22 protein-coding genes are annotated in these 26,561 nt (G+C 74.9%); 8 read left to right on the top strand and 14 right to left on the bottom strand.

Features of this window, described 5'->3' with window-relative positions; translation table 11 throughout:
* Nucleotides 1-121: 121 nt before the first annotated feature.
* From ACW14Y_RS40065 to ACW14Y_RS40105, 9 genes are all read right to left on the bottom strand, one after another.
* A complete protein-coding gene (locus tag ACW14Y_RS40065; RefSeq protein WP_456985294.1) occupies nt 122-3,055 on the bottom strand; it encodes a polysaccharide lyase family 8 super-sandwich domain-containing protein in 2,934 nt (977 codons plus the stop codon).
* A 273-nt stretch (nt 3,056-3,328) separates the two neighbouring features.
* Nucleotides 3,329-4,543 carry an MFS transporter gene (locus ACW14Y_RS40070; RefSeq protein ID WP_456985295.1) on the bottom strand — a complete coding sequence of 405 codons (1,215 nt, stop codon included), beginning with the start codon at nt 4,541-4,543 and terminating at the stop codon, nt 3,329-3,331.
* Entirely contained in the window at nt 4,533-5,825 is a 1,293-nt protein-coding gene (locus ACW14Y_RS40075; protein WP_380306775.1) for an ATP-grasp domain-containing protein, read from the bottom strand. The genes ACW14Y_RS40070 and ACW14Y_RS40075 overlap by 11 nt, the downstream gene beginning before the upstream one ends.
* A gap of 53 nt (nt 5,826-5,878) precedes the next feature.
* Entirely contained in the window at nt 5,879-7,510 is a 1,632-nt protein-coding gene (locus tag ACW14Y_RS40080) for a class I tRNA ligase family protein (protein ID WP_456985296.1), read from the bottom strand.
* Nucleotides 7,511-7,565: 55 nt separating this feature from the next.
* Nucleotides 7,566-8,699 carry an FAD-dependent oxidoreductase gene (locus tag ACW14Y_RS40085; protein ID WP_456985297.1) on the bottom strand — a complete coding sequence of 378 codons (1,134 nt, stop codon included), beginning with the start codon at nt 8,697-8,699 and terminating at the stop codon, nt 7,566-7,568.
* Nucleotides 8,686-9,516: a class I SAM-dependent methyltransferase gene (locus tag ACW14Y_RS40090; protein WP_456985298.1), complete on the bottom strand. Its 831-nt coding sequence runs from the start codon at nt 9,514-9,516 to the stop codon at nt 8,686-8,688. Before ACW14Y_RS40090 ends, ACW14Y_RS40085 begins: the two co-directional genes overlap by 14 nt.
* Nucleotides 9,513-10,826, bottom strand: coding sequence for an ATP-grasp domain-containing protein (locus tag ACW14Y_RS40095; RefSeq protein WP_456985299.1), 1,314 nt, complete (start codon nt 10,824-10,826; stop codon nt 9,513-9,515). The genes ACW14Y_RS40090 and ACW14Y_RS40095 overlap by 4 nt, the downstream gene beginning before the upstream one ends.
* A complete protein-coding gene (locus tag ACW14Y_RS40100) occupies nt 10,823-11,164 on the bottom strand; it encodes a cupin domain-containing protein (RefSeq protein ID WP_456985300.1) in 342 nt (113 codons plus the stop codon). Before ACW14Y_RS40100 ends, ACW14Y_RS40095 begins: the two co-directional genes overlap by 4 nt.
* The gene (locus ACW14Y_RS40105) at nt 11,157-12,521 is read right to left on the bottom strand and encodes a lysine N(6)-hydroxylase/L-ornithine N(5)-oxygenase family protein (RefSeq protein ID WP_456985301.1); all 1,365 of its coding nucleotides are present in this window, start codon (nt 12,519-12,521) and stop codon (nt 11,157-11,159) included. Before ACW14Y_RS40105 ends, ACW14Y_RS40100 begins: the two co-directional genes overlap by 8 nt.
* Before the next feature lie 647 nt (nt 12,522-13,168).
* Between ACW14Y_RS40105 and ACW14Y_RS40110 the strand changes: the two genes are divergently transcribed.
* The 6 genes from ACW14Y_RS40110 to ACW14Y_RS40135 all read left to right on the top strand — a co-directional run bounded on the left by ACW14Y_RS40110 (nt 13,169) and on the right by ACW14Y_RS40135 (nt 19,559).
* Nucleotides 13,169-14,026 carry a hypothetical protein gene (locus ACW14Y_RS40110; RefSeq protein ID WP_456985302.1) on the top strand — a complete coding sequence of 286 codons (858 nt, stop codon included), beginning with the start codon at nt 13,169-13,171 and terminating at the stop codon, nt 14,024-14,026.
* Nucleotides 14,027-14,210: 184 nt separating this feature from the next.
* Nucleotides 14,211-15,011, top strand: coding sequence for a dienelactone hydrolase family protein (locus ACW14Y_RS40115; protein ID WP_456985303.1), 801 nt, complete (start codon nt 14,211-14,213; stop codon nt 15,009-15,011).
* A 210-nt stretch (nt 15,012-15,221) separates the two neighbouring features.
* Nucleotides 15,222-16,568 (top strand): NAD(P)/FAD-dependent oxidoreductase, encoded by a 1,347-nt coding sequence (locus ACW14Y_RS40120; RefSeq protein ID WP_456988383.1) that lies wholly within the window; start codon nt 15,222-15,224, stop codon nt 16,566-16,568.
* Between the two features lie 5 nt (nt 16,569-16,573).
* The gene (locus tag ACW14Y_RS40125) at nt 16,574-17,392 is read left to right on the top strand and encodes a DUF1365 domain-containing protein (RefSeq protein WP_402724066.1); all 819 of its coding nucleotides are present in this window, start codon (nt 16,574-16,576) and stop codon (nt 17,390-17,392) included.
* Nucleotides 17,389-18,723: a class I SAM-dependent methyltransferase gene (locus ACW14Y_RS40130; protein WP_456985304.1), complete on the top strand. Its 1,335-nt coding sequence runs from the start codon at nt 17,389-17,391 to the stop codon at nt 18,721-18,723. The genes ACW14Y_RS40125 and ACW14Y_RS40130 overlap by 4 nt, the downstream gene beginning before the upstream one ends.
* A complete protein-coding gene (locus tag ACW14Y_RS40135) occupies nt 18,720-19,559 on the top strand; it encodes a DUF1295 domain-containing protein (protein WP_380394514.1) in 840 nt (279 codons plus the stop codon). Before ACW14Y_RS40130 ends, ACW14Y_RS40135 begins: the two co-directional genes overlap by 4 nt.
* A gap of 52 nt (nt 19,560-19,611) precedes the next feature.
* On the opposite strand, the gene ACW14Y_RS40140 is transcribed toward ACW14Y_RS40135, so the two are convergent.
* The 4 genes from ACW14Y_RS40140 to ACW14Y_RS40155 all read right to left on the bottom strand — a co-directional run bounded on the left by ACW14Y_RS40140 (nt 19,612) and on the right by ACW14Y_RS40155 (nt 23,107).
* Nucleotides 19,612-20,934 carry an MFS transporter gene (locus ACW14Y_RS40140; protein WP_456985305.1) on the bottom strand — a complete coding sequence of 441 codons (1,323 nt, stop codon included), beginning with the start codon at nt 20,932-20,934 and terminating at the stop codon, nt 19,612-19,614.
* Nucleotides 20,931-21,479 carry a hypothetical protein gene (locus ACW14Y_RS40145; protein WP_456985306.1) on the bottom strand — a complete coding sequence of 183 codons (549 nt, stop codon included), beginning with the start codon at nt 21,477-21,479 and terminating at the stop codon, nt 20,931-20,933. The genes ACW14Y_RS40140 and ACW14Y_RS40145 overlap by 4 nt, the downstream gene beginning before the upstream one ends.
* Nucleotides 21,476-22,756, bottom strand: a complete 1,281-nt coding sequence (locus ACW14Y_RS40150; RefSeq protein ID WP_456985307.1) for a hypothetical protein — start codon at nt 22,754-22,756, stop codon at nt 21,476-21,478. The genes ACW14Y_RS40145 and ACW14Y_RS40150 overlap by 4 nt, the downstream gene beginning before the upstream one ends.
* A 201-nt stretch (nt 22,757-22,957) precedes the next feature.
* Nucleotides 22,958-23,107, bottom strand: coding sequence for a hypothetical protein (locus ACW14Y_RS40155; protein WP_167349754.1), 150 nt, complete (start codon nt 23,105-23,107; stop codon nt 22,958-22,960).
* Nucleotides 23,108-23,516: 409 nt separating this feature from the next.
* On the opposite strand from ACW14Y_RS40155, the gene ACW14Y_RS40160 reads away from it, so the two are divergent.
* Nucleotides 23,517-24,503, top strand: a complete 987-nt coding sequence (locus ACW14Y_RS40160; RefSeq protein ID WP_456985308.1) for a YncE family protein — start codon at nt 23,517-23,519, stop codon at nt 24,501-24,503.
* A gap of 164 nt (nt 24,504-24,667) precedes the next feature.
* On the top strand, nt 24,668-25,705 hold the full coding sequence (locus tag ACW14Y_RS40165) for an ArsR/SmtB family transcription factor (RefSeq protein ID WP_456985309.1): 1,038 nt from the start codon (nt 24,668-24,670) through the stop codon (nt 25,703-25,705).
* Between the two features lie 96 nt (nt 25,706-25,801).
* Here ACW14Y_RS40165 and ACW14Y_RS40170 read toward each other — a convergent pair whose 3' ends face one another.
* The gene (locus ACW14Y_RS40170; protein ID WP_456985310.1) at nt 25,802-26,488 is read right to left on the bottom strand and encodes a hypothetical protein; all 687 of its coding nucleotides are present in this window, start codon (nt 26,486-26,488) and stop codon (nt 25,802-25,804) included.
* Nucleotides 26,489-26,561 lie beyond the last annotated feature (73 nt).

Raw genomic sequence — 26,561 nt, forward strand, 5'->3', positions numbered from 1 at the left:
TCATCGGACAGACGGATGGGCGGACGGCGTCGAGGACCCGGCCGAGCGCGCGGAACGGCGTTCCCCGCCCGGACGGGTCTTCGACGCGCGCTGCCGACGCGGCCGCGGGCCCTCCGGGTCCTCAGGAGGTGATCAGCTCCAAGTGGGGCCTGAAGGCGGCGTTCTCCCGGCTGTTCAGGTTGACCGCGAGCCCGACCGCGCCGAGCGGCTGCCAGACCGCGAGGGTCACCGCGCCGCCGAGGGCGACGGCGGCGGTGACGTCCAGGCCGACCCAGTCGGCGGCGGTGGAGACCTGGCCGGTGCCGAGCGCCGTGGTCGGGGCGGGGGAGCGGTTCCAGGTCACCGCGGTCTCCGTCCAGCTGTCCGAGGCGGTGGCGAAGGCCTGGAGCGAGGTCTGGGTGCCGCCGGCGTCGGCCACCGCCCCGCGCACCCAGAGCACCGCCCGGCGGACCGTCCCGCTCACCCCCGAGGTGTCGAAGGCGAGCAGCGCCCGCCGGTCGAATCCGCTGCCGGTCGAGTCGGTGTTCTTCACGGTCAGCGTGGTCGCCGTCCCGTAGTTGGTGTCGCCGTACGAGCCGTCCCGGACGTAGGCGTCCTGGGTGGGCTCCAGCCGGGCCGCGGTGGCCGGCGCTGGCGCGGTGCCGGTGGTGCGCAGCGTCACGGTACGGCTGGCACCCCGGGTGCCGCCCAGTTCGACCAGCAGGGTGACCGAGCCGCCGGTGGCCAGGACGGTGACGCCCGGGGCCGGATCGGCCGTCCGGTAGCCCGGCCGGGCGACGGTCACCTGGACGGTGGAGGCGGTCCGCCCCGGGTCCGCCACCGCGACGGTCATGGTGCCGCCCGACTCGCGGACCAGGACGGAGGCCGGCGCGGAGACGGTGATCGGACCGGCGGTGCCGGCGGCGAAGAAGTTGGCGGCGGTGACGCCGGAGGCACTGTCGGAGACCGCCTGCACACCGGCGGAGTTGGCCAGCACGGTGACGGTCGGCGCGGCCGAGCGGGCCTCCGCCGCCGCGGCGTCCGCGCCCGGCATCAGCAGGTAGGAGTAACCGGCGGCGGACGGATCGGTGCCGTGGTCGAACCAGAGCGTCAGATAGCGGCGGGTCAGCGCCTCCGTGGTGCCGCCGCCGTTGATGTCGTGCCAGCTGCCGGTACGGGCCTCGCGCAGCGCGTCGACCGTCGCGCCGCCGGGGAAGAGGTACGCGCCGAATCCGGAGACGGCGGCCCAGCGGGCCCCGGTGAAGCGCCGCGACCAGCCGAGGGTGGTCGGCTGGGCCGTGCCGTCCACGGTGAGGGTGTGCTGACCGGTCGCGCCGAGGTTGCGGTTGTCGACCACGGTCTCCACCGGCACGCCGTCCGCGCAGCGGATCCCCGCACCCAGGCAGACGACCGAATCGTCCAGCAGGAACCAGGACTTGACGCCGCTCAGGGTCGAGGAGAGGCCGCGCACGGCCTGCCCGACGGCGGCGTAGGTGCCGTCGCAGGCGCCGCCCGCCCAGGTGTTGTCCGGGCGGGCCGTGCCCCAGGCGCCGCCCGCCGCGTCCGCCAGCGGCTTGGTGGAGACGGTGGTGCCCGGCAGTCGGTACGGGTTCACGGTCGGCCAGAAGGCGTCCGAGTACTGGCCGTTGCCGAACGTCGAACCCCACCACGCGAGCAGGCCGTTGTTGGTGTGCCAGCCGCGCAGGTTCTCGCCGTTGCCGGTCTCGTAGAAGGTGCTGCGGGCCGAGCACATCGCCAGCGAGGCCGCCCAGCCGGTGCGGCGGACGACCGCCCGGTCCATCGCGAACACCCGGGCGCCGGCCGGCTCGGGGGCCGGTCCGGTGCCGGAGTCGTTCATCAGTGCCTGGGCGCGGGCGAGTTCGGGGATGTCGACGGCGGGGTCGGTGAGGTACGGGCGGTAGAGATCGCGGGCGATCCAGCCCTTGACCGACGCCCGCCAGGCCGCCGACTGCGCGGCCGGCGCCGCGCCCGAGTCGGCGAGCCGCAGGATGTGCCCGATGATCGTGTGCCCGCGACCGTGGTCGTCCTGCTGCAGCTGCAGCGCGTCGCCGCTCTGCAGACCCCGGCTCTGCGCCCGGCCGCTCACCGAGTCCATCACCAGGCCGTTGTAGAGGAACGGGGCGAACGCGGAGTCCACCGCGTCGAACACGGTCTGCCGCTGCGGGTCGGTCACCGCCCAGGCCGAGCCCGCGAGCAGCCCGAACAGCTTGCTCAGCCCGCCGAGCAGCACCTCGCCGTAGGAGCCGGTGTACGGCACCCAGGTGTGCTGCACGAACGAGCCGTCCGGGTGGAGGCCGTCGCCGGTCAGCACGTACGGGAAGACGGGGGAGAGCGCGGTGGAGGCCAGGGCCAGCTTGGCGGAGCTCCTGCCGATCACCCCGCGCAGCGCCAGGACGCGGCAGAGGTCGACCCGGTTCGCGCCGGTGGAGGTGCCGGTGTAGGCGGCGACCTTCGAGTCGGGGACCGAGCGGTCCACGGCCGCGCAGTAGTTGGCGATCCGGGTGGCGCCGAGCAGCGGCTGGACCAGCACGCAGATGTCGAGCAGCGCCTGCGGTGTGCCGATCTGCCAGTCCCACCAGTTGTTGTAGTTGCTCGCGGTGGGGGTGTAGGCGATCGCGTGCAGGTGGTCGAGGCCGGTGGTGACGGCGGTGGCGAGCGCCGCGTCCGCGGTCGAACCGGTGCCGGGCCGGGCCCAGGCCAGCGCCATGGTGCGCAGCCGCAGGTAACTGGAGGTGATGTTGGCGGAGACCGTGCCGAGCGGCAGGTCCGGCCAGAGGGAGCCGGTGGTCGGTGCCATCGCCGCCTGCTGGGCGCGGGCGCGTTCGCCGAGGGCGGCGAGCGCGGTGGCGAACGGCTGGGCGGCCGGATCGAAGCCGGTGCCGGTCAGCATCGCCTGCCAGCGCAGGCGCAGCGTGTCGTACGCGTCGGCGGCGTGGGCCGTCGGTACACCGAGGGCGGACCAGGTGCCCGCGGCGGCCAGGCCGACGGCGGAGGCCTGGAGCAGTCGGCGACGGGAGAGCGGGAGGTGTGCGGGGGAGTGCGGCTCGGGGATCAAGGGGGCTCCTTGCCGGGTGCGACCTGCGGCGCACGGCTGCCGGAGCGCCGTGGGGGGTCGGCGCGGCAGCACCCGGGCGGCGCCGCACCGCGCCGGACGGTGTGACGGTAAGCGCTTTCCTGTGCGGGCGTCAACGAATGGTGCAGACCTCTGCCCACCCGTCAGCGGGAACCCGCCGCCCGGCGACGGCCCCCGACCGCCCCGCCCACCTCGGGACGGCCGGGTTCGCGCGCCACCTGCCGCGTGTCACCTGCCACCTGCCACGCCCGCGCGTCAGCCGCGGACCCTCCGCAGGAGGCGGACGGCCGTGGTCGCCGCGAGCAGGGCCGCGGTGACCACGGCGAGGGCGGTGTACAGGCGCGCGGTGCCGAGCCCCTCCGCGGTGGCCGCGCGCACGCCGCTGAAGCTGCCGACCGCTTCGCCGAGCCCGGTCGCGAGGGCGGCGAGGGAGAAGTAGGCGGCATGGCGCTGTGCGGGGCCGGCCGAACCGACGAGCACGTCGAGGGCGGGCATCAGCAGCATCTCGGCGAAGGTGACCAGGACGACGCCGGCGAACAGCCATCCCACGGTCCGTCCCGCGCCGAGGCAGGCGAAGGCCGCCGCGAAGCATCCGAAACCGAGGGCGCACAGGCTCATCGGCCCCGCTCCCAGACGGCCGGCGAGCAGGGTCAGCGGCAACTGCAGGGCGATGATCAGGACGCCGTTGACGAGGAACACGGTCCCCAGCGATCCCCCCGTGCCGAGGACCTCCTTCGCGTACAGCGGGAGTGTGGCGAAGAGCTGGGTGTACAGCACGAAACCGAGGGCGGTCAGGGCGAGCGGGATCCTGAGGCCCGGCTCCCGCAGGAGGGTCTTCCACGGCGCCCGCGGGGTGCCGGCGGCCGGCGCCGCGGCTTCCCCGGCCGGGCGTGCCAGGAGGACGAGCCCGAGTGCCACCGCGTGCACGCAGGCCGCGGCGGCGCAGAAGACGGCTGTGCCGTAACGCTGTTGGAGGGCGACGCCGCCCAGCGGGCCCAGCGCCATGCCGAGGTTGACGGCCACGGCCTGGGAGGCGAAACCCCTTGCCCGGCGCCGCTCCGGCGCGGCGGCGGCGACGAGCTTCAGCGCCATGGCGTTCATGCCGAACCCCAGCCCCAGCACCGGGAGCACGGCCGCCAGGACGACGGCGCTGCCGTCGGTCGCGGCGAGCGCGCCGAACGCGAGGGCGCCGAGGACCAGCGCGGCGGAGATCGCGGTGCGCGGGCGGAGTCTGCCCAGGGCGGGCCCCGCCACGATCCGCATGAGGCGCAGGCCGACGACCGCCTCCGTGACCAGGGCCGCCACCGTGCCGGCGCTGTGGTGCCGCTGGGTGAGGTGCAGCGGCAGCACGGTGAGCAGGGCCCAGACGGCGCAGCAGGACAGTGTCCACTGGGCGAGCAGGGCGGCCCCGGCCGCCGCGTCCCCGGGCGGGGACGCGGCGGCCACGTCGGCTGCGGTGTCAGCGGGCATGGGCGGCGAGCACCGTCTGCCCCTCGCCCTGCTCGGGGAAGGCGAAGGCAGGGGAAGCGGCCTGCGCCGCCCGCTGGAGGACCTCGTGCACGGCGGCGTGCCCGGCCCGGCGGGCGATGACGGAGCCGAGGACGCAGCTCATGTAGTCCTCGGGCGGCAGCGCCACCCGGGTGCCGACGGCCTGGTCCAGGGCCACGTGTTCGACCCCGGGCAGTTCGAGGACGGCGTTGAGCCCGGCGAAGCCGGCGAAGGTGCCGGCCCGGGGGCTGATGAGCTGGCGGGAGCCCGCGTGGAGGTTGCTGCGCCGCTCCAGGTCCGGCGGGTTGCCGGTGGCGACGGCGATCGCGGCGGCGTAGAAGTCGATTCCGGTGGCGAGGGGGATCAGGTGGGAGGTGATGTAGCCGCCGCCGATCCGGCCCGCGATCTCCAGGAGCCGGGCGGTGCCGTCGGGCAGCAGTCGGCATTCCAGGTGGAAGGCGCAGTCGCGCATGCCGGTGGCGCGCACGGTCCGCGTGGTGAGGTCCTCGATGGTGTGCTGCCGTCCCCGGTCGAGGTCGGTCGGGTGGATCTGCAGGTACTCGACGGAATAGGGATCCGCGACCCACTTGTCGGTGATGCCGACGATCCGGATCTCGTCGCCGACGACGAGCCCTTCGACGCTGTGCTCCGTTCCCCCGAGGAGCTCCTCGTAGATGAGTTCGCCGGGCCTGGCGCGGAAGATCGGGTCGCGCTCCGGGCGGGTGAAGTCCCGCAGCAGCCCGTACTCGGTGCCGAGGTCGTCCGGCCCGTGGACGCGGTGGATGCCGCGGCTGCCGGACGCGCCGGTGGGCTTGAGGACGGCGGGGTAGCCGACGTGGGCCGCGGCGCGGTGCAGGGAGTCCTCGTCGTGGACGAGGGCGTAACGCGGCATGAGGTCCGGCCGCCCGGCCGCGGTGAGGGCCTCGCGGGTCAGGAACTTGTTCCGTACGGTGCGGGCGGCGGCGGGCGGCAGTCCGGGCAGGCCGAGTTCGGTGGTGAGGCCGGCGACGAACTCGACGTCGCGGTCGCCCCAGGTGAGGACGCCCCGGAGGTCGTGGCGCCGGGCGAGGTCGAGGGCGGCCTCGCGTGCGGCGGCGGTGTCGAAGGTGTTCACGACGCGGGTCTCGGCGACGAGTTCGGGTGCGTAGGGCGGTTCACGGTCCGCCAGGACGACGACGTCGAGGCCGAGCCGGTGGGCCGCGAGGGCGGTGGCGTTGACCTCCAGGGGGGACCTGCGGGTGTTGACGAACAGGACGGACGGCATGCGTACTCCGGGCGGGTCTGGTGAGCGGTGGACGGGGGTGGTGCGGGGCGCGGTCAGCCGGACCGGCGGACGAGCGCCCGGACCTCGGCCGCGGCGACGGGGGCGAAGCGGGGCACTTTCCCGGGGGCGGGTGCGGAGAGGTGGGACGCGTCCGAGGAGAGCAGTCGGCCGGCCGCGGCGAGTGCCGGGACGGCGGGCAGCCCCAGTCGCTCCCAGAGGAGGTCGGCCCAGCGGGGCATCAGGGGTGCGGCGAGCGCCGCGAGGACGGCGAGGACGCGCGGGGCACCGGCCGTTCCCACGGCGCCGGGGGCGAAGGCCAGCCAGTCGTCCACGGCGGCGGCGGCCAGGGCGAGGTCCCCGGTGCGCAGCGCCTCGCGGTGCCGCGCCGCGGTGTCCTCGAAGCGGTGACGGACAGCGACCGGGGCGGTGGCGGCGCGGGCGTTCGGGGTCGGGGCGGTGGTTTCGCAGGCGTCGAGCAGCCGCGAGAGCCGGCCGGCCAGGGTCTGCGTGACGTCGTCGGCGAAGGCGTCCGGGGAGAAGTCGGTGGGCTTCTCCCCGGGGCTGAGCCGGGCGAGGTGGAAGCGGAGCGCGTCGGTGTCCAGCCCGGCCGCCACGTAGTCCAGCACCCTGATGACGTGGTCGCGGCCGGTGGAGAACTTCTGCCCGTCGAGGGTCATGAACCGGTTGAAGCGGTACTCGTCCGGGGCGCACGGCATCCCGGTGGCTTCCTGGACGGCGAGTTGCATCAGGAGGGGGAGCGCTCCGTCCAGGCCGAAGCACAGGGTGAAGTGCGGCCGGTGCGTCCCGTTCGTCAGCAGGGGGTTGTGGGGCAGGCCGTGTACCCGGGCGTGTTCCCGGCCGGCCAGCAGGAACATCGCGGTGGTGCCGAGGGCGTACGTCGAGTGGACCTGCCGGGGCGCCAGGGGAGCCAGCGGGTCCGGTGAGGCCAGGGGCGCGGGGGTGGTCCAGGGGACGCCCCAGCCGAGCGGGTGCGTCAGCCGCCAGAGCGGACCGTTGAGTTCGACGTAGCGGCGGAGGAGGTCCACGTAGTCCTCGGGCACCCGCCGTCGGCGCGCCAGGTCGAGGAGGGCCGGTACGTCCAGGCGCAGGAACGCCGAGGCGGTGCCGGTCGTGGTGACGTGCCCGCGCGGGTGGCGGGCACGGGGTTCGCGCACGTCGGCGGGCTGGAACCACATGCCGCACGCCTCGCAGGTGTACCCGGCCGTCTCCTCGCCGCACGCGGGGCAGCGTCCGGCGAGCCAGCAGGCCACGAGCTCCTCGCCGGTGGCGGCGTCGGCCAGGAGGCGTTCGCGGCGGATCTCGATCCGGCCGCGTTCGGCGAGCCGTTCGGCGAGGGCGTGGTGCCAGCCGCGGTGGTCCGCTGCCGCCGCCGCGTCGTGGACGTCGAGGAAGACGTCGGGCCGGCAGTCGGTCGCGGTCAGCGCCGCCTCGATGCGGGCGTGGTAGTCGCGGGCGGTGGCCTCGGGCGTGCGGCCCTCGCGGCGGGCGGCGTCCAGGACGTAGGACTCCAGGCCGTCGGTGGCGGAGACGGTGGTGACGCGGTGGCCCTCTGCGCGCAGGTGGCGGGCGAGCGCGTCGGCGGCCAGGAAGGGGCCGCCGAGGTGTCCGAGGTGGAGTTCGCCGTTGGGGGTGGGCAGGGCGGCCAGAATCAGATGATCGGTCATGCGTGGTCCGTACGTCGGTCGGGCGGAAAGGGACAGCGGGAGGGCACGGGGGCGTTCACGGCGCGAGGAGTTCGAGTACCCGGTCCGCCATGCCCCAGCACAGGCGGGCGCCGGCGCCGGACGCGGCCGAGGCCCGAGCGAGGCCCGGGGCCGGCAGGTCGGTGAGCGGCGTGCGGTCGGGCGGGTAGCCGTCGACGCCCGCCCGTCCCGCGCGCGCCGCCGCGACCAGCTGCGGCAGTCGGCGGCCCAGGGCGCGGCGCCCCTCGTCGAGGGTGTCCGGGCCGAAGGTGTCCGGGCCGCCGTCGGGCGCGACGTCCCACTGCTCGCTGCGGAAGCTCACCCACGCCCCGCCCGGTGAGGCGGTAGCGCCGCTGTCGGCCGGGGCGGGCAGGAGGAACAGGTCGTCGTCGGGGAAGCACACCATCGGCGCGTCGGCGGGCAGCTCCCGGTCGATGCGCAGCGCCGCCATCCGCTTGGTGCGCCACGGCGCTTCTCCGCTCGGCTCGACCCGCCGCCCGGCCCCGATGGTCGGGCCGGGCCACGGGCCGGTCGCCAGCGCGGTCCTGCGTGCGGTGACGGTCGATCCGTCGGACAGCAGCAGCCGCTGCCCGCCGGGTCGCGCGGTGTCGATCCGGGCCACTCGGGCGCCGGTGCGTCGGTGGCCGCCGGCGTCGACGACCGCGTCGATCAGGGCGGCGGCCGCGGCGGCGGTGTCGAGGACCGCGATGCCGCCGTGCACGGTCGCGAGGCCGTCACCGGGGCGCAGCAGGAGCTCGCCGCAGGCGTCCCGGGCGGCCCGCACCGTCGCGGGGGAGGCGGGTCCCATGGTGGCCCCCACCGTGGAGCGGGCCAGCCGTTCCAGGGTGGGGGCACCGGCGGCGACGAGGACGGGCACCCGGCGCAGGTGCGGGCGCAGGAGCGCGAGGAGGCGGGGGTGGTGGAACCTGGCCGTCCCGCGTTCCAGCAGGTCCCGCTGGCCGGGCGTGGCGGCCCAGGGGGCGAGGACGCCCAGCGACCAGTGGGTCGCCGTGTTCGCCGCCCCCCGGTCGAGCACGAGGATCCGGCTGCCGGGGCGGTCGGTGAGCGCGCCGAAGGCGATGGCCGCGCCGACGATCCCCGCGCCGACGACCGCCAGGTCCGCCGCCGCGCCGGTGGCCCGCCCGGGTGTCGCGGGGTCAGGCGGAGTCATGGCCGCCGCCGAGCCCGGCCACGATCTCCGTGCGCCGCATCCGGCCCGCCCGGTGCTCGTCGCGCAGGACCCGCACCTCGGCGAGGTACCGTTCGCCGGGCGCGTCGCCCAACTGGTTGCGCAGTGCGGGCAGTCGGCGGGCGAGCGCCGCGTACAGGCGCTCCACGCACTGGGCGTCCGCCTCGGTGAGGTCCCGCACCTCGATCTCGAAGCCGGCCGTGCGCAGGGCCGTCTCCCAGTCCGGGTGCGGTGCGAACAGCCCTTCCTGCAGGGTCAGTTCGATGTCCTGCGGGGTCTGGGGGCGCAGGATGCGGCTGATCACGACGACCACCGCGGGCCGGTCGCCGCGCAGCAGGGACCGCCAGTGTCCGACGGTGGTGGCGGGGTCGGACCAGTATCCGGAGCCGATCGCGAGCACGGCGTCGAAGGAGGCGGGCGGAAGGTCCGGGTCTCCCATGTCGCCGACGGCGTAACTCACGCGGTCGGCCTCGGGGCGGCCCGCCAGGCGGGTGCGGGCGACGCGGACCGCGGCGGGGCTGGCGTCCAGGCCCACGGCCGTGCAGCCGGTGCGGGCGGCGAGCGCGGCGGTCAGGCCGCCGGTGCCGCAGCCGGCGTCCAGGACCCGGGTGGTGGTGCTCCAGCCGAGGCGGGCCGCCAGTTGTTCCAGGTAGTGCCGGGTGGCGCCGCTGAACTGGCCCGCGAACTGGTCGCCGAGGGCTTCGGCGTAGGCCTCGTCGATGGCGGGGATCTCCTGGTAGGAGTCCCATTCCTCGGCGATCTGCGCCATGGTGGTGGAGGCGGCTGGTCCGCTGGTCATCGGGTGTCCTTGTCGTTGGTGTCGTCCCCGGCCGGGGCGGCTTCGTCCGCGTCGGGGGACGGCGGGGCGGTGTGCACCTTCAGGCCCGCGAGCAGCGCCTCGACGCCGTCCGCCGCGGCCCGGGCACTGTCGGCCCCCAGACAGACGGTTCCGGCCCGGTCGCCGGAGGAGCGCGGGGGAGCGACGACGTCCCCGGGCGCCACCGACAGCTCGGCGTGGATGAGCCGGTCGTCGGCCGCGAGCGCGTCCCAGCCGTCCACGGCGGTGACGAGGCCCGCCTCGGGCAGGACGAATCGCACGGCCGCGCCACGGGCCGGGCGGCTGGGCAGTGCCACCGGCAGTCCGAGCAGGTCGTCGTGGAGGCAGCCGAGGAGTTCGAGCCCGGGGTGGGACCACTCGACCATCGCGTGCAGCCAGTCCCCTCCCGGCCGCACGTGCACCTCGCCCAGGACCGGGCCCTCGGCGGTGAGCCAGCACTCGACGTGGAAGATCCCGTACCTCAGCCCGAGCGCCTCCAGCGCCCGGACGGCCTCGCGGGCGATGTCCCGGTGGCGCCCGTCGGGGAGTTCGACGGGCGTGACGTGCCCGGCCTCGACGAAGGTGCCGGGGGCGAGGATCTTGCGGGTGACGGCCAGCGCGTGGGGGATGCCTTCGGTGAAGAGGCCCTCCACGCTGTACTCGGGGCCGGTGACGAACTCCTCGACGAGGACCGGGCCGGGGCCCGCGCCGGGGCCCGCGCCGACCCGTGCCCGCGCGAAGGCCCGGGCCGCGCCGTCCGCCCCGTCCCGCGCGTCCACCCGGACGACGCCCTCGCTCCCCGCCGCGTCGCGCGGCTTGACCACCACGGGGCCGCCGTGGCGGGCCAGGAAGTCCACGACGTCCTGCGGGGTCGAGCACAGGGCGGTGGCGGGCTGGCGGAAGCCGAGGTCGGACAGCGCGCGCCGGCACAGGTCCTTGGTGCGCACGGTGCGGACGAGTTCGGGCCGGTTGCCCGGCAGCCCGAGGGCGGCGGCCACCTCCGCGACCGCGAGGACGGAGTACTCGCGAAAGCCCGTCACGACGTCCACGGGGTGGTGCGCCCGGTAGGCGAGCGCCCATCGCACGCAGGCCGCGGGGTCGGTGTGGTCGAGGGCGTGCGTCTCGTCGGCGAGCGCGGCGTACTCGGGGGCGGCGGCGAGGGCGGCGGCGGTGTCGGTGACGACGACGCGGCTGCCGCGGGCCTTGAACTGCGTCAGCGCGCGCAGGCTCAGGTCGCGGCCGTGCCCGGCGCCGGCGGGGGCGGCCCCGCCCAGGATCAGGACGGTGCTCACGCCGACCACCACACGGAGAAGACGGTCAGCGTGGTGGTTCCCGTGTTGCGCACGCGGTGCGGGCGCCGGCCGGCGAAGTGGAAGCAGTCGCCGGTGGCCACCGGGTGGGTGGCTCCGGCGTACTCCACGTGTCCCTCGCCGGCCGCGACGAACCAGGTCTCCAGCACGTCGTGGACGTCGGGGTCGGTGGCGGCGCCGGGCGGCAGTACGAACACCGAGGACGAGAAGGGCGCCGGGACGCCGGCGAGATCGTGCTCGCGCAGCACGATCCCGTCGGGCCCGGGGATCGGCGGCAGGCAGCCCACGGGGCCGCCGGGGTGGGTGGGCGCGTCAGACACGGGCGGTCCTCTCCTGCGGGGCGGTGGTGTGCGGGGTGGCGGTGGTTTGCGGGGCCGCCGCGGGGGACCAGGTGACGGTGCTGCTGTCCCGGTCCGTGCGGTAGAGGGCGCGGCCGGCGACGGCGTTCGCGATCACGGCGTTGCGCCAGGCCATCAGGCTGAGGTTGGCGTCGGCCACGCCGTGGCTGTGGCCGGCGGCGCCCTGGACGAAGATCCGGCAGCCGGGCGGGCCGTCGAACTCGATCGAGTAGTCCTCCCGGACGCGGAAGGCGCCGTCCTCGTCGAGCGGGATCAGCTCGCGCAGCGGCTCCAGGTAGGCGGGGACGCGGTTGCGGTAACCGGTGGCCAGGATGACGACGTCGACGACTTCGCGGTGCACGCTGTCGGTGTCGATGTCCCGGGTGACGACGTCGATCGGTGCGCCGTCGGCCCCGCCGTCGACGGCGAGCAGTTCCTGGCCCGGGCTGAGGCGGTAGGCGCAGTGTCCGGGCCGCAGGGCGTCGAGACGGTAGAGCTGCGCGTGGATCGCGTCGAGGAGGTCCGCCGACACGCCGTCGCTCGTCAGGCGCTGCGTGCGCAGCAGGGCGGCGCGCCGCTGCGCGGACAGCCGCGTGAAGTGCCGTACGTAGCCGGGGAAGTACCACTCGTTGCTGAACGCGGAGTCGTCCAGCGGCAGAAAGCCGTCCCGCCGGGTGGACCACACGAGGGAGGAGGGCAGCAGGTCCTTGTCGCCGAGGAGCCAGTGCACGATCTCGGCACCGGACTGGCCCCCGCCGATGACGGCGACGCGTCGGCCGAGGGTGTCGGGGCACCGGTGCATGACCTCGGCGGCGTGCAGGACCCGCGCCCCGCGGGCGGTGACACAGCTCGGGACGTGCGGCCGGCGGCCGCTGCCGAGCACGAGGTTGCGGGTCCCGGTGACGCCGCCGGTGGCGTCGTGGACGGTCAACTCCTCGCCTTCGGCGCGGACTTCGGTGATCTCGGCGCCGAAGGTCAGCTGCGGCATCAGGTCGGCGGCCCAGCGGTAGTACTGCTCGAACTCCTCGCGCGGGGTCCCGCTCCGCGAAGCGATCAAGTGCCGGTAGAGACGGCCCTGTTCGGCGAGGAAGTTGAGGAAGGAGAAGCGGGACGTCGGGTCGACGAGGGTGACCAGGTCCTTCAGCGGTGGCACCTGGAGGGCGGCTGACGGGAGCATCGCCCCGTCGTGCCAGGCGAACCGGCTCCGGCGTTCGAAGAACCGTGCGGTGAGGGCGGGTTGGGGATCGATGAGGGCGGACAGTCCGAGATTGGCGGGCCCGATGCCGATCCCGACGAGGTCGGGCCCGGCCGCGCGGCCGTCCTTCATTGTTCCGGTCATGACAGCCGCTACCCCCGCGGCCGTTTCGCGATTGTGCACATACTGGCGGATTCCCCCTGGAAATAACGGTTTCCGGGCCGCGATCGTCCGTGTGCAACTCGCGGCGTGGAGACAGTCAACAGAGATCAACCGCGCCCCCGCCCCCGCCGAACCGGCGCACTTCGCGCGCGCCTTCTGGCACAACGGCGCATTGACGAACCGCCGCCCGTGGCACCCGGCGAGGGCCTGGATCGCTTGCGGGAAGCGGAAGTTGCCGTCACGTCAGGTGGCTGGTTCGGGATCGGGTAGACCGCCGACACGGTGGTGGCCCCCGAGGGGCCCGGCCGGGCCGGCGTCGCCCGGACCACCGGCGTCGCCGACCGGGCGGTCGGCTCCCGGGCCCGCCGGCCTCGATGCGGGGCAGGGCGTCTCCGGCCCCGCGGTGCTGCGCGACGCCCGTTCCGCCTCCCCGACGGACGCCTGGGTCGAGCCGAGGAGATGCGGGACGCGGCCCGGCCCCGTCGTTCGCCGCTCGATCGGGTGGGGGCGCTGAGCGACGCTGGTCGGTGCTCCGTGGCAGCCGCCGCCGTGGCCCTCGACGGTCGACTCTGTCGGAGACCCCGGAGGGCGGCAGTCGGGCAGTCGATGCGGGGTGCGAGACTCCGGTGATGGGGAACAGTCAGGAGTTGGTACTGCGCGGCCGTGGGGGTGTCAGTGCCGGCTGGTCGGACGGTGCGGTGCTGGTCCGGGACAGGTTCGTGGAGCACCGGATACCCGTCCAGCTGATCGAGCGGGTCGAGCTGAGGGGGCGCCGGGTTCGGCTGGTGCTGCGTGCCGACGGGGCGTCGGAGTCCGACTACCTGGTCCGGGCCCGATCCGGGCCCGCCGCGACGGAGTTCGTCCGGGCGGTGCGGGTGGCCGTCGAGACCGCCGGGCCGGTGGCGGAAGGCGCCGTGCGCACCGTCTGGCGGCCGGCCGGACCGGGTCGGCCGGCGCGCTCGCGGGCGGGGCGGCTGCTGGCGCTCTTCCTGCTGTGCCCGGTCGGGCTCTCGATCGCGGCGGGCGGCGGGGCCGGGGTGGGCCAGGTGGTGGTGGGGTGGTTCTGCGGCTCGCTGGTCACGGGGTTCGGTGTCGCCGTGCTGTACGGGGCCCGGGCGGAGTGGCGGAACCGTCGGCTGTACCTGCGCGGCATCCCGGTGACGGCCGAGCTGACCGAGCAGGAGCTGGTCGACATTCCGGACCAGGAGCCGCCGCATCACCGACGACGCAGGTTGGCCTATGAGTTCACCGATCTGCAGGGGGTCCGGCGGACCTACCGGACCGAGCGGTCGCCGAGTGACGCGGTGCGGGCCGAGGTGGAGCTCAGCTACGACCCGGCCGATCCGCGGCTGGTGGTGCAGGGGGCCCCGACAGTCTGGACGACCGTCGGAGCGGTGCTGGCGGTGCTGCTGCTGGGGCTGCCGGTCACGGCGGCCGGGCTCGGCCTGGTCGGGGTCGCGGTGGCCGCCCCGTTCGTCAGCCTGTAGCGACCGGACGCCTTTCCGGCTCGCCCCGAGCGCCGGGGCGGGCCGTCAAGGCAGGTGCCTTGCGGAAAATTCATCTTCATGATATGATGCCCCGCCGCATTGAGATTTCTCGCATAGTGTTCCCGCGTCCGCCGACGCCGAACGTCCGGCGTCACCCCGTGGAAACACTGACGAGGAATGCCCTGTGTGCTACGAGTCCGACGCTGTTCCGCCCGTCCACGGCGCCGCCGTCACCCCCGTCCGGGAGGCGGGTCCGCTCGTCCTGACGGCAGCTGACGGGACCCGGTTCGCCGCCTTCCTGGCGCGGCCCGAGCGCCCGTCCGGCGCCGCCGTGGTGGTGCTGCCCGACAACAGCGGCCTGTCCCCGTTCTACGAGGCACTCACCGAACGGCTGGCGGAGCAGGGGCATCCCGCGCTCGCCCTGGACTGGTTCGGCCGCACCGCCGGGCCCGACCTCCGTGACCGGGGAGCGGAGTTCACCGAGCCCGGCAACCTGCTGACCCACCTGATGAGGCTCACCCCGGCCGGCCTGGACGCCGACATCACCGCGGCGGCCGCGGCACTGCGCGACGACGGTGACGGCGACGGTGGGGCGGTCGGACGGCCGGTGATCGCCCTCGGCTTCTGCTTCGGCGGCCGTCAGGCCTTTCGGGCCGCCGCCGAGCGGTTCGGGCTCGCCGGTGTGATCGGCTTCTACGGATACCCGGACGCGATCAACGGCTCGCCCGGCCCGACCCAGCTCGCCGGCGACTTCACGGCGCCGCTCCTGGCGCTGTGGGGCGGCGCCGACGAGGCTGTTCCGCCGGCCGCGGTGGCGGGGTTCGAGCAGGCGCTCGACGCCGCCGGGTGCCGGTACCGGTCGGTGGTCTACCCCGGGGCTCCGCACGGCTTCTTCGAGCAGGGCGCGGCGGACACCGCCGAGGCGTGCGCGGACTCCTGGCGCGGGGTCCTGGCCTTCCTCGCCGAGCACGGCGCCGGGCGCTGACCCGACGTCCCGGCCTTCGTCGCCGAGCACGGCGCCGCGCGCTGACCCGACGTCCCGGCCGACGCACAAGCGATGCGGCACCGCTGCGGTCCCTCCGGACCACCGCTGCGGCCGGGACGGGGCCAATCCGGTTCGGGCGCGGTTCCGAAGAACAGGTGCGACGACATCGCGGGTCGCGCCGCGGCCCGGTCGGGAGGGGAACCCGTGACCATGTTCGACACCGTCTCCGCCGCGCCGGTCCCGCGCCCCGGCCCGGCCCCCGCCGCCCCGCGCCCCGGCGCGCGTCCGCGCACCGTGGCGGTGGTGGGATCCGGCGTCGCCGGGCTCACCGCGGCGTACCGGCTCTCCCGGGCCGGAGTGGAGGTCGAGCTGTTCGAGGCCGACGACCGCCTCGGCGGCCACGCCCACACCCAGGAGGCCCACGACCGGGACGGGCGGGCGGTGCCGCTGGACACCGGGTTCCTGGTGCACAACGAGCGCACCTACCCGTACCTGGTGGGCCTGTTCGCGGAACTCGGCGTCCGCACCCGGGACAGCGAGATGAGCATGTCCGTACGCTGCGACGGCTGCGGCCTGGAGTACGCGGGCGCGCGGGGGCCGTCGGGGCTGTTCCCCCGCCCCGACGTCCTGGTCCGCGGCCGGTACCTGCGCCTGCTCGCCGAGGTGCCCCGGTTCCACCGGCTCGCCCGCCGGCTGCTGGCCGACCCGGGGGCCGGGGAGCCGAGCCTGCGGGAGTTCCTCGCCTCGGGGCGGTTCGGGCCGTACTTCGTGAGCCACTTCATGACCCCGCTGGTCTCCTCGGTGTGGTCCTGCGCCCCCGACCTGGCGGGCGACTACCCGGCCCGCTACCTGTTCGCCTTCCTGCGCAACCACGGCCTGCTCGGCGTGGGCGGCTCGCCGACCTGGCGCACCGTCGTCGGCGGCTCGCGCACCTACGTCGACCGGATCGCGGAGCGGCTCACCACCGTGCACAGATCGGCGCCCGTGCGCGCGGTGCGCCGGCATCCCGACGGGGTCACCGTGGTCCGCGCGGACGGGCGCAGCACCGAGACCGACGCCGTGGTGGTCGCCACCCACGCCGACCAGGCGCTGCGGCTGCTCGCCGACCCGAGCGACGACGAGCGCGAGATCCTCGGCGCCTTCACCTACTCCCGCAACCCGACGGTCCTGCACCGCGACCCGGGGGTCCTTCCCAGCGCCCGGTCGGCCCGCGGATCGTGGAACTACCGGATGCCCAGCTGCACCGCGCCCTCCGACCGGGTGCGGGTCAGCTACCACCTCAACCGGCTGCTGCGCCTGGACACCGAGGCCGACTACCTGGTCACCCTCAACGAGGACCGGCAGCGGCCGATCCCCGAGCACCTGGTGCTCTCCCGCACCGTCTACGAACACCCGGTGTACACCGCGCGCACGGTCGCGGCCCAGCGCCGGCTGCCGCAACTCGCCACCGCCCGGACCGTGTTCGCGGGCGCGTACCACGGCTGGGGCTTCCACGAGGACGGCTGCCGTTCCGGCATCGAGGCCGCGCACGCGCTGCTGGGGGTGAGCGTCCCGTGACCGCGCTGCCCGGACCGTGGGGCGCGGTCCTCTACGAGACCGTCACCACGCACGTGCGCACCGCCCCCCGGCGACGGCCGTTCCGCCACCGCGGCTACCTGTGGCTGGTGGACCTCGACGACCCGCCGGTGCTCGCCCGGCCGCTGCGCCCACTGGCCCGGTTCCTGCCGCGCGACCACGCCCTCGCCGCCGGCGACGACCCGCCCACGATCCGGCACGACCTGGAGCGCTACCTCCTCGCCCACGGCCTGCGGCTCGGCCGGGGAAGGGTCCTGATGCTGACCCAGGCCCGCTCGCTCGGCCACGTGTTCAACCCGCTGACCGTGTACTGGTGCCGGGACGGGGAGGGCCGCCCGCTGTGCACGGTCGCCGAGGTCCACAACACCTACGGCGGGCGGCACCGCTACCTGCTGCCCCCCGATCCCGAGGGCCGCGCCGAGACCGTCAAGGACTTCTACGTCTCGCCGTTCTTCCCCGTCGACGGACGCTACCGCATGGTGCTGCCGGAACCGGGGGAGCGGCTGCGGTTGGCGGTCCACCTGGAACGCCGGGGCGAGCCCGCCTTCACCGCCACCGTCCGCGGCACCGCCCGCCCGGCCGCGCCGGCGGCTCTGCTGCGCGTCGCCCTGACCCATCCGTTCGCCACCTGGGCCGTCAGCCTGCACATCCGCTACCGGGGCATCCGCCTGTGGCTCAGCGGTCTGCCGGTCCACCCCCGCCCGGCCGCCGCCACCCCCTGCCCGGCGGCCACCCCCTGCCCGGCTGCCGGCCCGTCCCGGCCCGACGACCGGCCCGTTCCCACGGAAGAGGTACCCGCCCCATGACGACCACGGCCTCCCCGACCGAGACGCCGACACCCTTCGTCGACCCCGCGCGCTGGCCGGACGTCGCCCGGGTACCGGACGTGCCGCTGCGCGCGGCCGCCGCCGCGCGCCTGCTCCGCCGGGCCGCCTCGCGGCGCGGCCTGCGCGTCGAACTGCCCGGCGGCCGCGTCCTGCGGCCGGCCCCGCCCGGGGCACCGGTCCTGCGGCTGCACCACCCGCGGGACTTCCTGCACCGGGTCGGCGAGAGCGGCCTGATCGGCTTCGGGGAGTCCTACCAGGCCGGCGACTGGGACAGCCCCGACCTGGTCGCGCTGCTCACCGCGCTCGCCACCGCCCCCGAGACCCTGGTGCCCAGCGGCGCGCGGTGGCTGCGCCGGTTCTACGTGCAACGGCCGCCGGACGAGGAACTGTCCACCGCGGCGAACGCGCGGCGCAACGTCCGCCGGCACTACGACCTGTCGAACGAGCTGTTCGCGCTGTTCCTCGACCCGACGATGAGCTACTCCTCGGCCCTCTTCCCGACCGGCCCGGCCGACGCCCCGCTCCCGGGCCCGCGCCTCGGCCGGGCACCGCTCCCCGGCCGTGCGCTGCTCGCCACCCACGACGGCCTGCCCGCCGCCCAGCACCGCAAGATCGACCGGCTGCTCGACCTGGCCCGGGTCGGCCCCGGCACCCGGCTGCTGGAGATCGGCACCGGCTGGGGCGAACTGGCCCTGCGCGCCGCCGCCCGCGGCGCCCACGTCGTCACCCTGACCCTCTCCGAGCAGCAACTCGCCCTCGCCCGGCAGCGGATCGCCGCCGCCGGGCAGGCCGACCGCGCGGAGGTCCGGCTGTGCGACTACCGCGCCGCCGAAGGCCGGTACGACGCCGTCGTCAGCGTCGAGATGATCGAAGCCGTCGGCCGGCCGTTCTGGCCGGACTACTTCGCCACCCTCGACCGGGTCCTGGCCCCCGGCGGCCGGGTCGCCCTGCAGGCGATCACCATGCCCCACGACCGGATGCTCGCCAGCAGCCGCACCTACACCTGGATCCTGAAGTACATCTTCCCCGGCGGCCTCGTCCCGTCCGTGCGGGCGATCGAGGAGACCGCCGCCCGCCACACCCGGCTGCGCCTCACCCGCGCCGACACGTACGGACCGCACTACGCCGAGACCCTGCGCCTCTGGCGCGAACGCTTCACCGAACGCTCGCCCCAGGTCGCGGCCCTCGGCTTCGACGAGGTCTTCCGGCGCATGTGGGAGCTCTACCTCGCCCACTCCGAAGCCGGTTTCCGCACCGGCTACCTCGACCTCCACCAACTCCTCCTCACCCGCGACGAGGACCGGCCGTGAACGCCGCCGCCTTCGCGCTCAACCTCGCCGTCACCGCCGCCGTGGCCCTGGCCGTCCTCCTCGTCGCCTTCGCCGCGGGAGTGCGCTCGGGCCGCCACCGGGGCGTCGACACGGCCTGGGGGCTGGCGTTCACCGCCGTGGCGCTGAGCGGATTCGCGCTCTCGGACCACCACGGGGACCCGGGCCGCCGCCTGCTGGCCACCCTGCTCGTCACCGTCTGGGGCCTGCGGCTGTCCGCCCACCTGTGGTGGCGCTCCCGCGGCGCCCCCGAGGACCCGCGCTACGCCCGGATGCTCTCCCGCGCCCCCGAGGGCCCGGCCCGCACCCGGTACGCCCTGCGGATCGTCTACCTGCTCCAGGCCGCCATCGTCTGGTTCGTCTCGCTGCCCGTCCAGGCCGCCCAGTACCTTCCCCACCCGCCCGGCGCGCTCGCCTGGGCGGGCACCGCGCTGTGGACGGTCGGCCTGTACTTCGAGGCGGTGGGGGACCGGCAGCTCGCCCGGTTCAAGGCCGACCCCGCCAACCGCGGCCGGATCATGGACCGCGGCCTGTGGCGCTGGACCCGCCACCCCAACTACTTCGGCGACGCCTGCGTCTGGTGGGGCCTGTTCCTGCTCGCCGCGGACAGCCCGATCGGCTGGGCCCTCGTCCTCAGCCCGCTCCTGATGACCTACCTGCTCGCCTTCGGCAGCGGCAAACCGATGCTCGAACGCCACCTCGCCCCCGAACGACCCGACTGGGCCGCCTACGCCGCCCGCACCAGCGGCTTCTTCCCCCTCCCACCCCGCCGCCCCCCGGCGCCCCCACCCGCCCCGCACCCCGGCCCCGGCCCGTGACCGCGGCCCGGGGCCTGCCTTCACATCGGTTCGGTTTCCGCTCCAGCCCGGATCACGCCCCGGCCCGGGCCGCGCGCAGGGCCAGCGGCGTGACCAGGAGGGCTGTCAGTGCGCAGGCGAGGGCCAGGCTGGTGTAGCCGCCGGCCGTGACGGCGAGGCCCGAGAGCAGGGCGCCGGTGCTGCCCGCGACGGCGAGGCCGACGTCGGCCAGGCCCTGGGTGTTCGCGCCGTGCCCCGGTGGCAGCGCGGCCGTGATGACGGCCGTTCCGCTGACCAGGCCGAGGTTCCAGGCGATGCCGGCGAGGGTGAGGGCGACGGCGAGGAGGGGCACCGAGTCGCCCGGCGCGGCGGCGGCCAGGAGTGCGGCCGCGCAGAGGAGAGCGCCGGAGGCGGCGGCGACGGGGAGGGCGCCGAGGCGGTCGGTGACGAGGCCGGTGAGCGGGGAGGGCAGGAACATCGCGGCGATGTGGAGCGAGACGACCAGGCCGATCGTGCCGGTGCCGTGGCCGTTGGCGGCCAGGTGGACAGGTGTCATCGTCATGAGGGCGACCTTGGGCAGCTGGCCGAGCAGCATGATCCACAGGCCGGTGGCGACGCCCGGCCCCCGTGGCGGGTCCTCGCCCTTCCGCACCGGGTCGGCCGCGCTTCCGGAGTCGGTTCCCTGGACGGTGCCCGGGGCGTCCGCGGCGGGGAGCCGGGCCCGGGCCAGGTGGAGCGGGTCGGGGCGCAGCAGCGCGGTGAGCAGGACGGCCGCCGCCGCGTAGCCGAGGGCGGCGAGCAGGAACGGCCCGGCGAGTGGGGGGATGCCCCAGGCGCGGGCGATGTCGCCGGTGAGCGGGACGAGGTTGGGCCCGGCCACCGCGCCGAGGGTGGCGGCGAGCAGGACGCGGCTCAGGGCGCGGGCGCGGCGGTGGGGTGCGGCGAGGTCCGCGCCGGCGTAGCGGGCGAGGAGGTTGGTGGCGGTGCCGGCGCCGTAGACCAGGAGCGAGGGCAGCAGCAGGACGACCTGGTCCAGGGCCACGGCGGCGACCACGCCGACGCTGCCCAGGGCGCCGATCGCGTAACCGGCGCCGAGGCCGGGGCGGCGTCCGCGCCGCTGGCACAGCCGTCCGATGGCGAACGCGCCGAGCATCGATCCGCCGGTGAACAGGGCGGTGGGGATGCCGGCGAGGCCGGTGGAGCCGAGCATCTCTTCGGCCAGCAGGGCGCCGACGACGATGCCGGCGGTGAGTCCGGCGCCGCTGACCAGCTGCGAGGCGACCAGGACGGCCAGGATCCGCCGCTGTTCGGGGGCCTCGGGCGCTTCCGGTGCTTCCGGCGGCCCTGGACGCCCCGCCGGTCGGCGGGCCACGCCGCCCGCCGGGGCGGCGCTCACGAGGACGCCAGGGGGCTCAGCGCCGAGATCTCCTCCAGCGACATGTCCAGCTGCTCGTGCAGATAGCGGACGATGGTCCAGTGGGGGAGGGCACCCTCGTCGAACGGGCCGAAGGCACCGCAGTAGAGCGGGATCCAGCGCAGCGCCTCCTCGGCGGCCTGCCGGCGGCCGGGTTCCTCCTGGTAGGACTCGTACGGGATGCCGCGGTGGTGGACGAAGAACCGGCCGGGCAGGCGTTCCTCGCACAGCGCGCGGTACTCGCGGGTCTGCAGGATGAGGTAGTGCCAGATCTCGTCGATGTGCTGCTCGACGGGGAGGAAGAGGCCGGCGAGCTCCTCCCGGTGCCGGGAGACGAGGTAGAGGTAGCGCAGGCACTCGGTGACCTGGCGTTCGGCGTCGGCGGGTGCGCAGCCGGTGCGGTTGACGGTGTAGGCGACCGCCTCGGCGTGGAGGTCTTCGCCGAGCAGCTCTTCGAGGTCCGTGACCGTGACACGGTCCTGGGAGTCGGACCGGTAGTCGGGCCGGGAGTCGGATGGGGCGGTCATCGGGTACCTCCGGCCGACGGGGTCGGGTTCGTGGCGCCGGTCGGGGACGCGGCGAGCCAGGCGTACTTGCCGGAGGCGCCGACCGGCAGGTGGTCGTGGTGCTCCACGCGGCAGCGCCGGCCGGTGAGTTCGCCGGCCGCGTCGGCCAGGGCGTCGCTCTCGGCGCGGGTGAGCGGGGCGGCGTCGAAGGTGGTGCAGCGCAGGACGGCCCCGTCCGGCTCCTCCAGGTGCAGACGGGTGAGGAAGACCCGAGCGGTGACGGCGCTGACGGCTTCGTCGAGGTCGCCCTGGGCGCGGGGGCCGCGCGGGGTGGCGAGCAACTCCTTCTCGCGGCCGCAGAAGCGGGTGATGCGCTCCGGGTCGGTGCTGCCGTCGGCGGTGCGCACGCAGTCGCCCGAGCGGTAGCGGACCAGCGGCATGAAGGGATTGCGCACGCTCGTGACGATGAGGCTGTGGATGGTGCTGCCGGGGGCGACGGGCAGCAGTTCGACGCTCATGTCGTGCAGGTAGGGCCGGTAGTCGCCGCCGCGGTCGCTGTAGTAGAGGTAGCCGAGTTCGGTGCTGCCGAACAGGTCGACGATCGGGCAGTCGAAGTGCTCGCGCAGGTACCGGGCCACGTTCGCCGGCGTGTACTCGTAGGCGTGGACGACGGCCGCCGGCGGCGGGAACCCCTCCCACAGGCCCCAGGCACGGGCCTTGCGCACCAGGTGGGCGAGGTGCGACGACGAGCAGTCGAGCAGGTAGCGGCCGTGCGGGTGCGCGCGGGCGGCGTCGCGGATCTCGGCGAGCATGCGTTCGACGTCGGCCCGCTGCCAGTGGTCCGGGTCCAGCCGCAGGTTGAGGTAGAAGGTGCGGTCGTCCAGCCGGCGGTCGCGCAGGTCCGGTTCGGCCGCCGGTTCCTCGCCCCGCTTGCGGGCGTTGACGCGGGCGACGTGCTCGGTGGCCAGGACGGTGGTGAGGGAGACCCGGTTGCAGCCCTCCCGCCAGGTGTCGGCGAGATCGGGGTGCTCGCTCCACAGGCGGTAGTAGGACTTCAGCAGGAAGTAGGGCGGTCGGATGATCTGCATACGGGCGTGGTTGGTGCCGGTGGAGAGCACGAACTCCGCCTCGCCGGCCGTGAGGGCCGCCGACAGCTGAGGGGTCATCCAGTTGTCGGGAAATCCGCTGGCGATCTCGGGTTTCTCCAGAATGGGGAAATGGCCCTGTTCGATCGAGGCGCGGTAGAGGGGAATGTCCTTGATCCGGTCGACCACGTCGGCGGTCGGCTGGCCGTTCAAATGCCACCTCCGGTCGGTGTCCGGGGCTCCGGTTCTCCGGCCCCGGGGCAGGAATCGGACGGCAGGCCGGCCCGGGCGACGCGGGCGGTACGCGTCGGCGAGGGCGCGCCGCAGGCCCGGGCCGGCCGGGTGTTCCGGCCGGCCCGAACCTCGTCGGCGCAGGTCAGGGCAGATCTGCGCCGTCAGGTGCCGGTCGGTGCGTCAGGAGATACAGCCGGCCTTGGCCACGCTGATGCACCCGGACTTGGGGGCCGCGCTGATGCAGCCGTCCTTGGCGGTGCTTCCGGAGTTGGCGGCGACCCAGCCCTTCCACTTGTCGTCCTGGGTCATCTTCTTGATGAGCTGTTCCATTCGGACCTCCGAGATATACCGGTAATCCGGCGGCGCGTTCGTCGCCGCCACTGCGACATTAAAGCGATGGTCAAGCACGTGTCAACGACAGGTCATCGGACAGTGACGCGAAACGCCTGGCCGATAATCGCCGTCCGGGGAACCGGGCCCGGCGGGCGCCCGTCGAACCGGAACGACATGTTCATGCCTTAGCCTCGTGGCAGGTCCGCACATCCGGCACGGGAGAGAGGCTGGTTCCATGAACTCACGTCCACCGGTGGCCCGTTGGGCCGCTTCCCTGCTTGCGGCCGCGCTTGTGGCGGCGGGCGTTCTCGTCGGCCCCGGCGTCGCCACCGCCACCGCTACCGGCGCTGCTGCCGCACCGTCACCCGGGGGCGGAAAGCCTCCCGTCGGCGGTGTGGAGCGACTGGTGCCACTGCCCGGCATCGACTGGACGCAGCGGGCCCTGATCAGCGCCGACGGGCGGCGCGCCTACATCGGTGAGGAGACGCAGACGGGCAATCGGCTCGGTGTCGTCGACACCCGCAGCGGCGCCGTCCTCGCCGAGGTCCCGATCGGCACGGAGCACTGGAGCGGTACCAAGACCTTCTCCCCGGACGGCCGGCTCATCTACCTGACCGGCGCGGGCACCCTGAACATCTTCGACACCACCACCAACACCGTGCGGGCGAGCGTTCCGCTGCCCGAGCAGCCCCACCCGGACGGCTGGCAGGTCGGCTCGCCCTACAGCCTGGCGGTGTCGCCGGACGGGGCGACGGTCTACGTCGGCCAGGGCGGCCCGTTCCTGGACGCGCGGCCGGAGCCGTCCGTCCTCCCCGGGCGCCTGCTCACCTTCTCCGCCGCCTCCCGCACGTTCACCGGTGGGACGCCGCTGCCGACGTCGAACCCCCGTGACCTCGTGCTGCGCCCGGGCGGAGCGACCGGCTACCTCTCCAGCCCCGAGGGCCTGATCCGCCTCGACCTCACCGGGGCGCACCCGGCCGTCGTCCGCACCATCACCTCGCCCGGGTTCATCGACGACCTGGTCCTGGCCCCGAACGGGTCCACGGTGTACGCGCAGACCAAGCCCGAGGGCCGGATCCAGGTGATCGACCTGGCCACCGACACCCTCGCCACCACGATCGACCTCCACACGGGCTTCCGTCAGATCGCCGGTCTCGCGGTGAACCCCCGCGGCAGCCGGCTGTACGTCCTGATCCAGACCAACCTGCCGAGCCCGACCGTGGCCGCGTACAGCACGGCCACCGACCAACCGGTGCCGAAGGAGGACTTCGCCGAGTTCGACCTCGAACACGGCGCCAACCTGACGGTCGGCCCGGACGGCCACACCTTCTACGTCACCGGCACCAACTACAACGACAACCCCGGCACGTTCCTGCAGATCGTCAGCTTCTGACCGGACCACCGCGGGGTCGTGGCCGCCGCCCGGCGGCCACGACCCGTTCGGGCGCGCCGGGCGCACGACGGTGCGGCACGTCGGTCTACGGTGGCCGTAGGGCCGCAGGGGGGCGGGCCGGACCGCCGCGGTGCCCCTGCCGGTGTGCGACGGAGGGGGCGGAATTGCTGCGGATCCACTTCACCCACGAGGACCTGACCAGGGTTCGGATCGCGCGGGCACCCGATCCGCTGGCCGAGTCGATGCTGAGCCTGTCGCTGGTGCAGGCCCGCGGGGTCGGCGGTGCGGCGCTGGAGGGGTGGCGCAGCCGTACCCGCCTGGGCCTCCGCCCGGAGCAGCGGGTGCTGTTCGACCTGGCGACGCCGGCCGGGGCGGCGGAGGCCGCGGAGGTGTTCCTGCACGCCGGCAGCCACACCCTGGCGGAGAGCCTGGACCAGACCTGGTCGCTGCCCGGCCGGCGGTGGAGCGCCGACCTGCGCGTCCTCAGCGGGACGCGCCCCCGGGCGCCCCGGTGGGTCCACGAACTGCGTCGGGGCGAACGCGAGTGGCGCGAGCTGGTGGACCGCCGGCTGCGCGAGTACCACGCCTTCGCGGTCGAGCCGTACTGGTCGCAGCTGCTGGCCGTCGCGCACGCCGACCGCGCCCGTCGGGCCGTCCTCGTCACGGACCTCGGCCTGGAGGGACTGTTCGACAGTCTCCATCCCGACGTCCGCTGGCAGTCACCGGTGCTGACGCTGCCCTGGCCGGTCGACGCGGACCTGCGGCTGCGCGGCGCCGGGGTGATGCTCGTCCCCACCTTCTTCTGGCCCGAGCCGATCCCCCTCACCGACACCCGCGGCCTCGACCACCCGCTCGTCCTGCACTACCCGCTCACTCCCGACCTCACCACCTACCGCGCGATCTGGTCCCAGGGCGCCCCGGACGGGCCGGACGGCCCGCTCGTCGCGCTGCTCGGCACCACCCGCGCCCGCACCCTGCGCGCGGCGGCCGACCCGGCGGGCACCGCCGAACTCGCGCGCCGCACCGGCACCTCGCCGGCCACCGCGAGCCACCACGCCACCGTCCTGCGCTCCGCGGGCCTGCTGACCACCGAACGCAGCGGCCCGGGCGTGCGCCACACCCTCACCCCCCTCGGCCGGGCCCTCCTCGACGACCGACCGGTCCTGCCCGCGACCGCCCTCACCACCACGGACCCGCCCTGACCGCCCGAGGCGCGCCCGCCGGGCCGTGCCGACCTCCCGGCCGTCCGGGAACCGCCCGCCGAGGGCCCGGACACCGGGTCGCCGACCGGTCGGGGGTCACCTGCGCTGCAGCTTCACGGCGTCGTCGCGGATCCAGTAGTAGTGGCTGCCCTCGCCCCTCGGGGTCTCGTAGAAGGTGTGGCCGTCCCACTTGGCGGCGCTGCCGGTGAGCTTGACGCACTGGTCCTTGCGCCAGCGCGGGCCGATGACCGTGAAGCCCACCACCTCGTTCCAGGTCCTGATCCATTCGGTGAGCTGGAGGTTGGGTTCGCCGTAGACGCGGATGTCGGCCCGCCAGGCGTCGGCGACGTCCTGGGTGACCCTGGCGTCGCAGCCGACGTTCTCGGCGACGTCGCGCAGCTGGTCGAGGTCGACGGTGTAGGACTCGGTGTAGCCGTTGGCCTCCTTGCGGACCACCGCGTGGGCGAACTGCTTGTACACCGCCCCCTTGTCGTTCTCCTTGGCGATCGACCAGTAGCCGTTCCAGCCGGTGTACCAGCCCGGCGGGTAGCGGTTCTCGTCCAGCGAGATGAAGCAGGTGTCCTTCGCGACGGTGCCCACCGTTCCCTGGGCCTTGCGGAAGGTTCCGTCGGAGTGACTGAGGTAGGCGACGGCCTGCACCTTCGTCCAGGCCGCGCAGGACTGCGCGCGGGGCTTGTCCTGGGCCAGGGCCTGCGGGCTGCCGGCCAACACGACCAGGGTGGCCAACGCCGCTGCGGCCACCGGGGTCCTGCGGTTCGTCACGGGTACTCCTCGGCAGATCATGGTCATCCGTACACCGGGAGAACCGGCGGCAGCAGCGAAGGGTCACGCCGAT

It is taken from the genome of Kitasatospora sp. cg17-2 (assembly GCF_054031055.1).

Excerpts from the sequence above, each read along its gene's own strand:
- ACW14Y_RS40075 (WP_380306775.1), bottom strand. The coding sequence starts at position 5,825 with ATGCCGTCCGTCCTGTTCGTCAACACCCGCAGGTCCCCCCTGGAGGTC.
- ACW14Y_RS40085 (WP_456985297.1), bottom strand. The coding sequence starts at position 8,699 with ATGACTCCGCCTGACCCCGCGACACCCGGGCGGGCCACCGGCGCGGCG.
- ACW14Y_RS40080 (WP_456985296.1), bottom strand. The coding sequence starts at position 7,510 with ATGACCGATCATCTGATTCTGGCCGCCCTGCCCACCCCCAACGGCGAA.
- ACW14Y_RS40130 (WP_456985304.1), top strand. The coding sequence starts at position 17,389 with ATGACGACCACGGCCTCCCCGACCGAGACGCCGACACCCTTCGTCGAC.
- ACW14Y_RS40090 (WP_456985298.1), bottom strand. The coding sequence starts at position 9,516 with ATGACCAGCGGACCAGCCGCCTCCACCACCATGGCGCAGATCGCCGAG.
- ACW14Y_RS40105 (WP_456985301.1), bottom strand. The coding sequence starts at position 12,521 with ATGACCGGAACAATGAAGGACGGCCGCGCGGCCGGGCCCGACCTCGTC.
- ACW14Y_RS40110 (WP_456985302.1), top strand. The coding sequence starts at position 13,169 with ATGGGGAACAGTCAGGAGTTGGTACTGCGCGGCCGTGGGGGTGTCAGT.
- ACW14Y_RS40120 (WP_456988383.1), top strand. The coding sequence starts at position 15,222 with ATGTTCGACACCGTCTCCGCCGCGCCGGTCCCGCGCCCCGGCCCGGCC.
- ACW14Y_RS40070 (WP_456985295.1), bottom strand. The coding sequence starts at position 4,543 with ATGCCCGCTGACACCGCAGCCGACGTGGCCGCCGCGTCCCCGCCCGGG.
- ACW14Y_RS40155 (WP_167349754.1), bottom strand. The coding sequence starts at position 23,107 with ATGGAACAGCTCATCAAGAAGATGACCCAGGACGACAAGTGGAAGGGC.
- ACW14Y_RS40145 (WP_456985306.1), bottom strand. The coding sequence starts at position 21,479 with ATGACCGCCCCATCCGACTCCCGGCCCGACTACCGGTCCGACTCCCAG.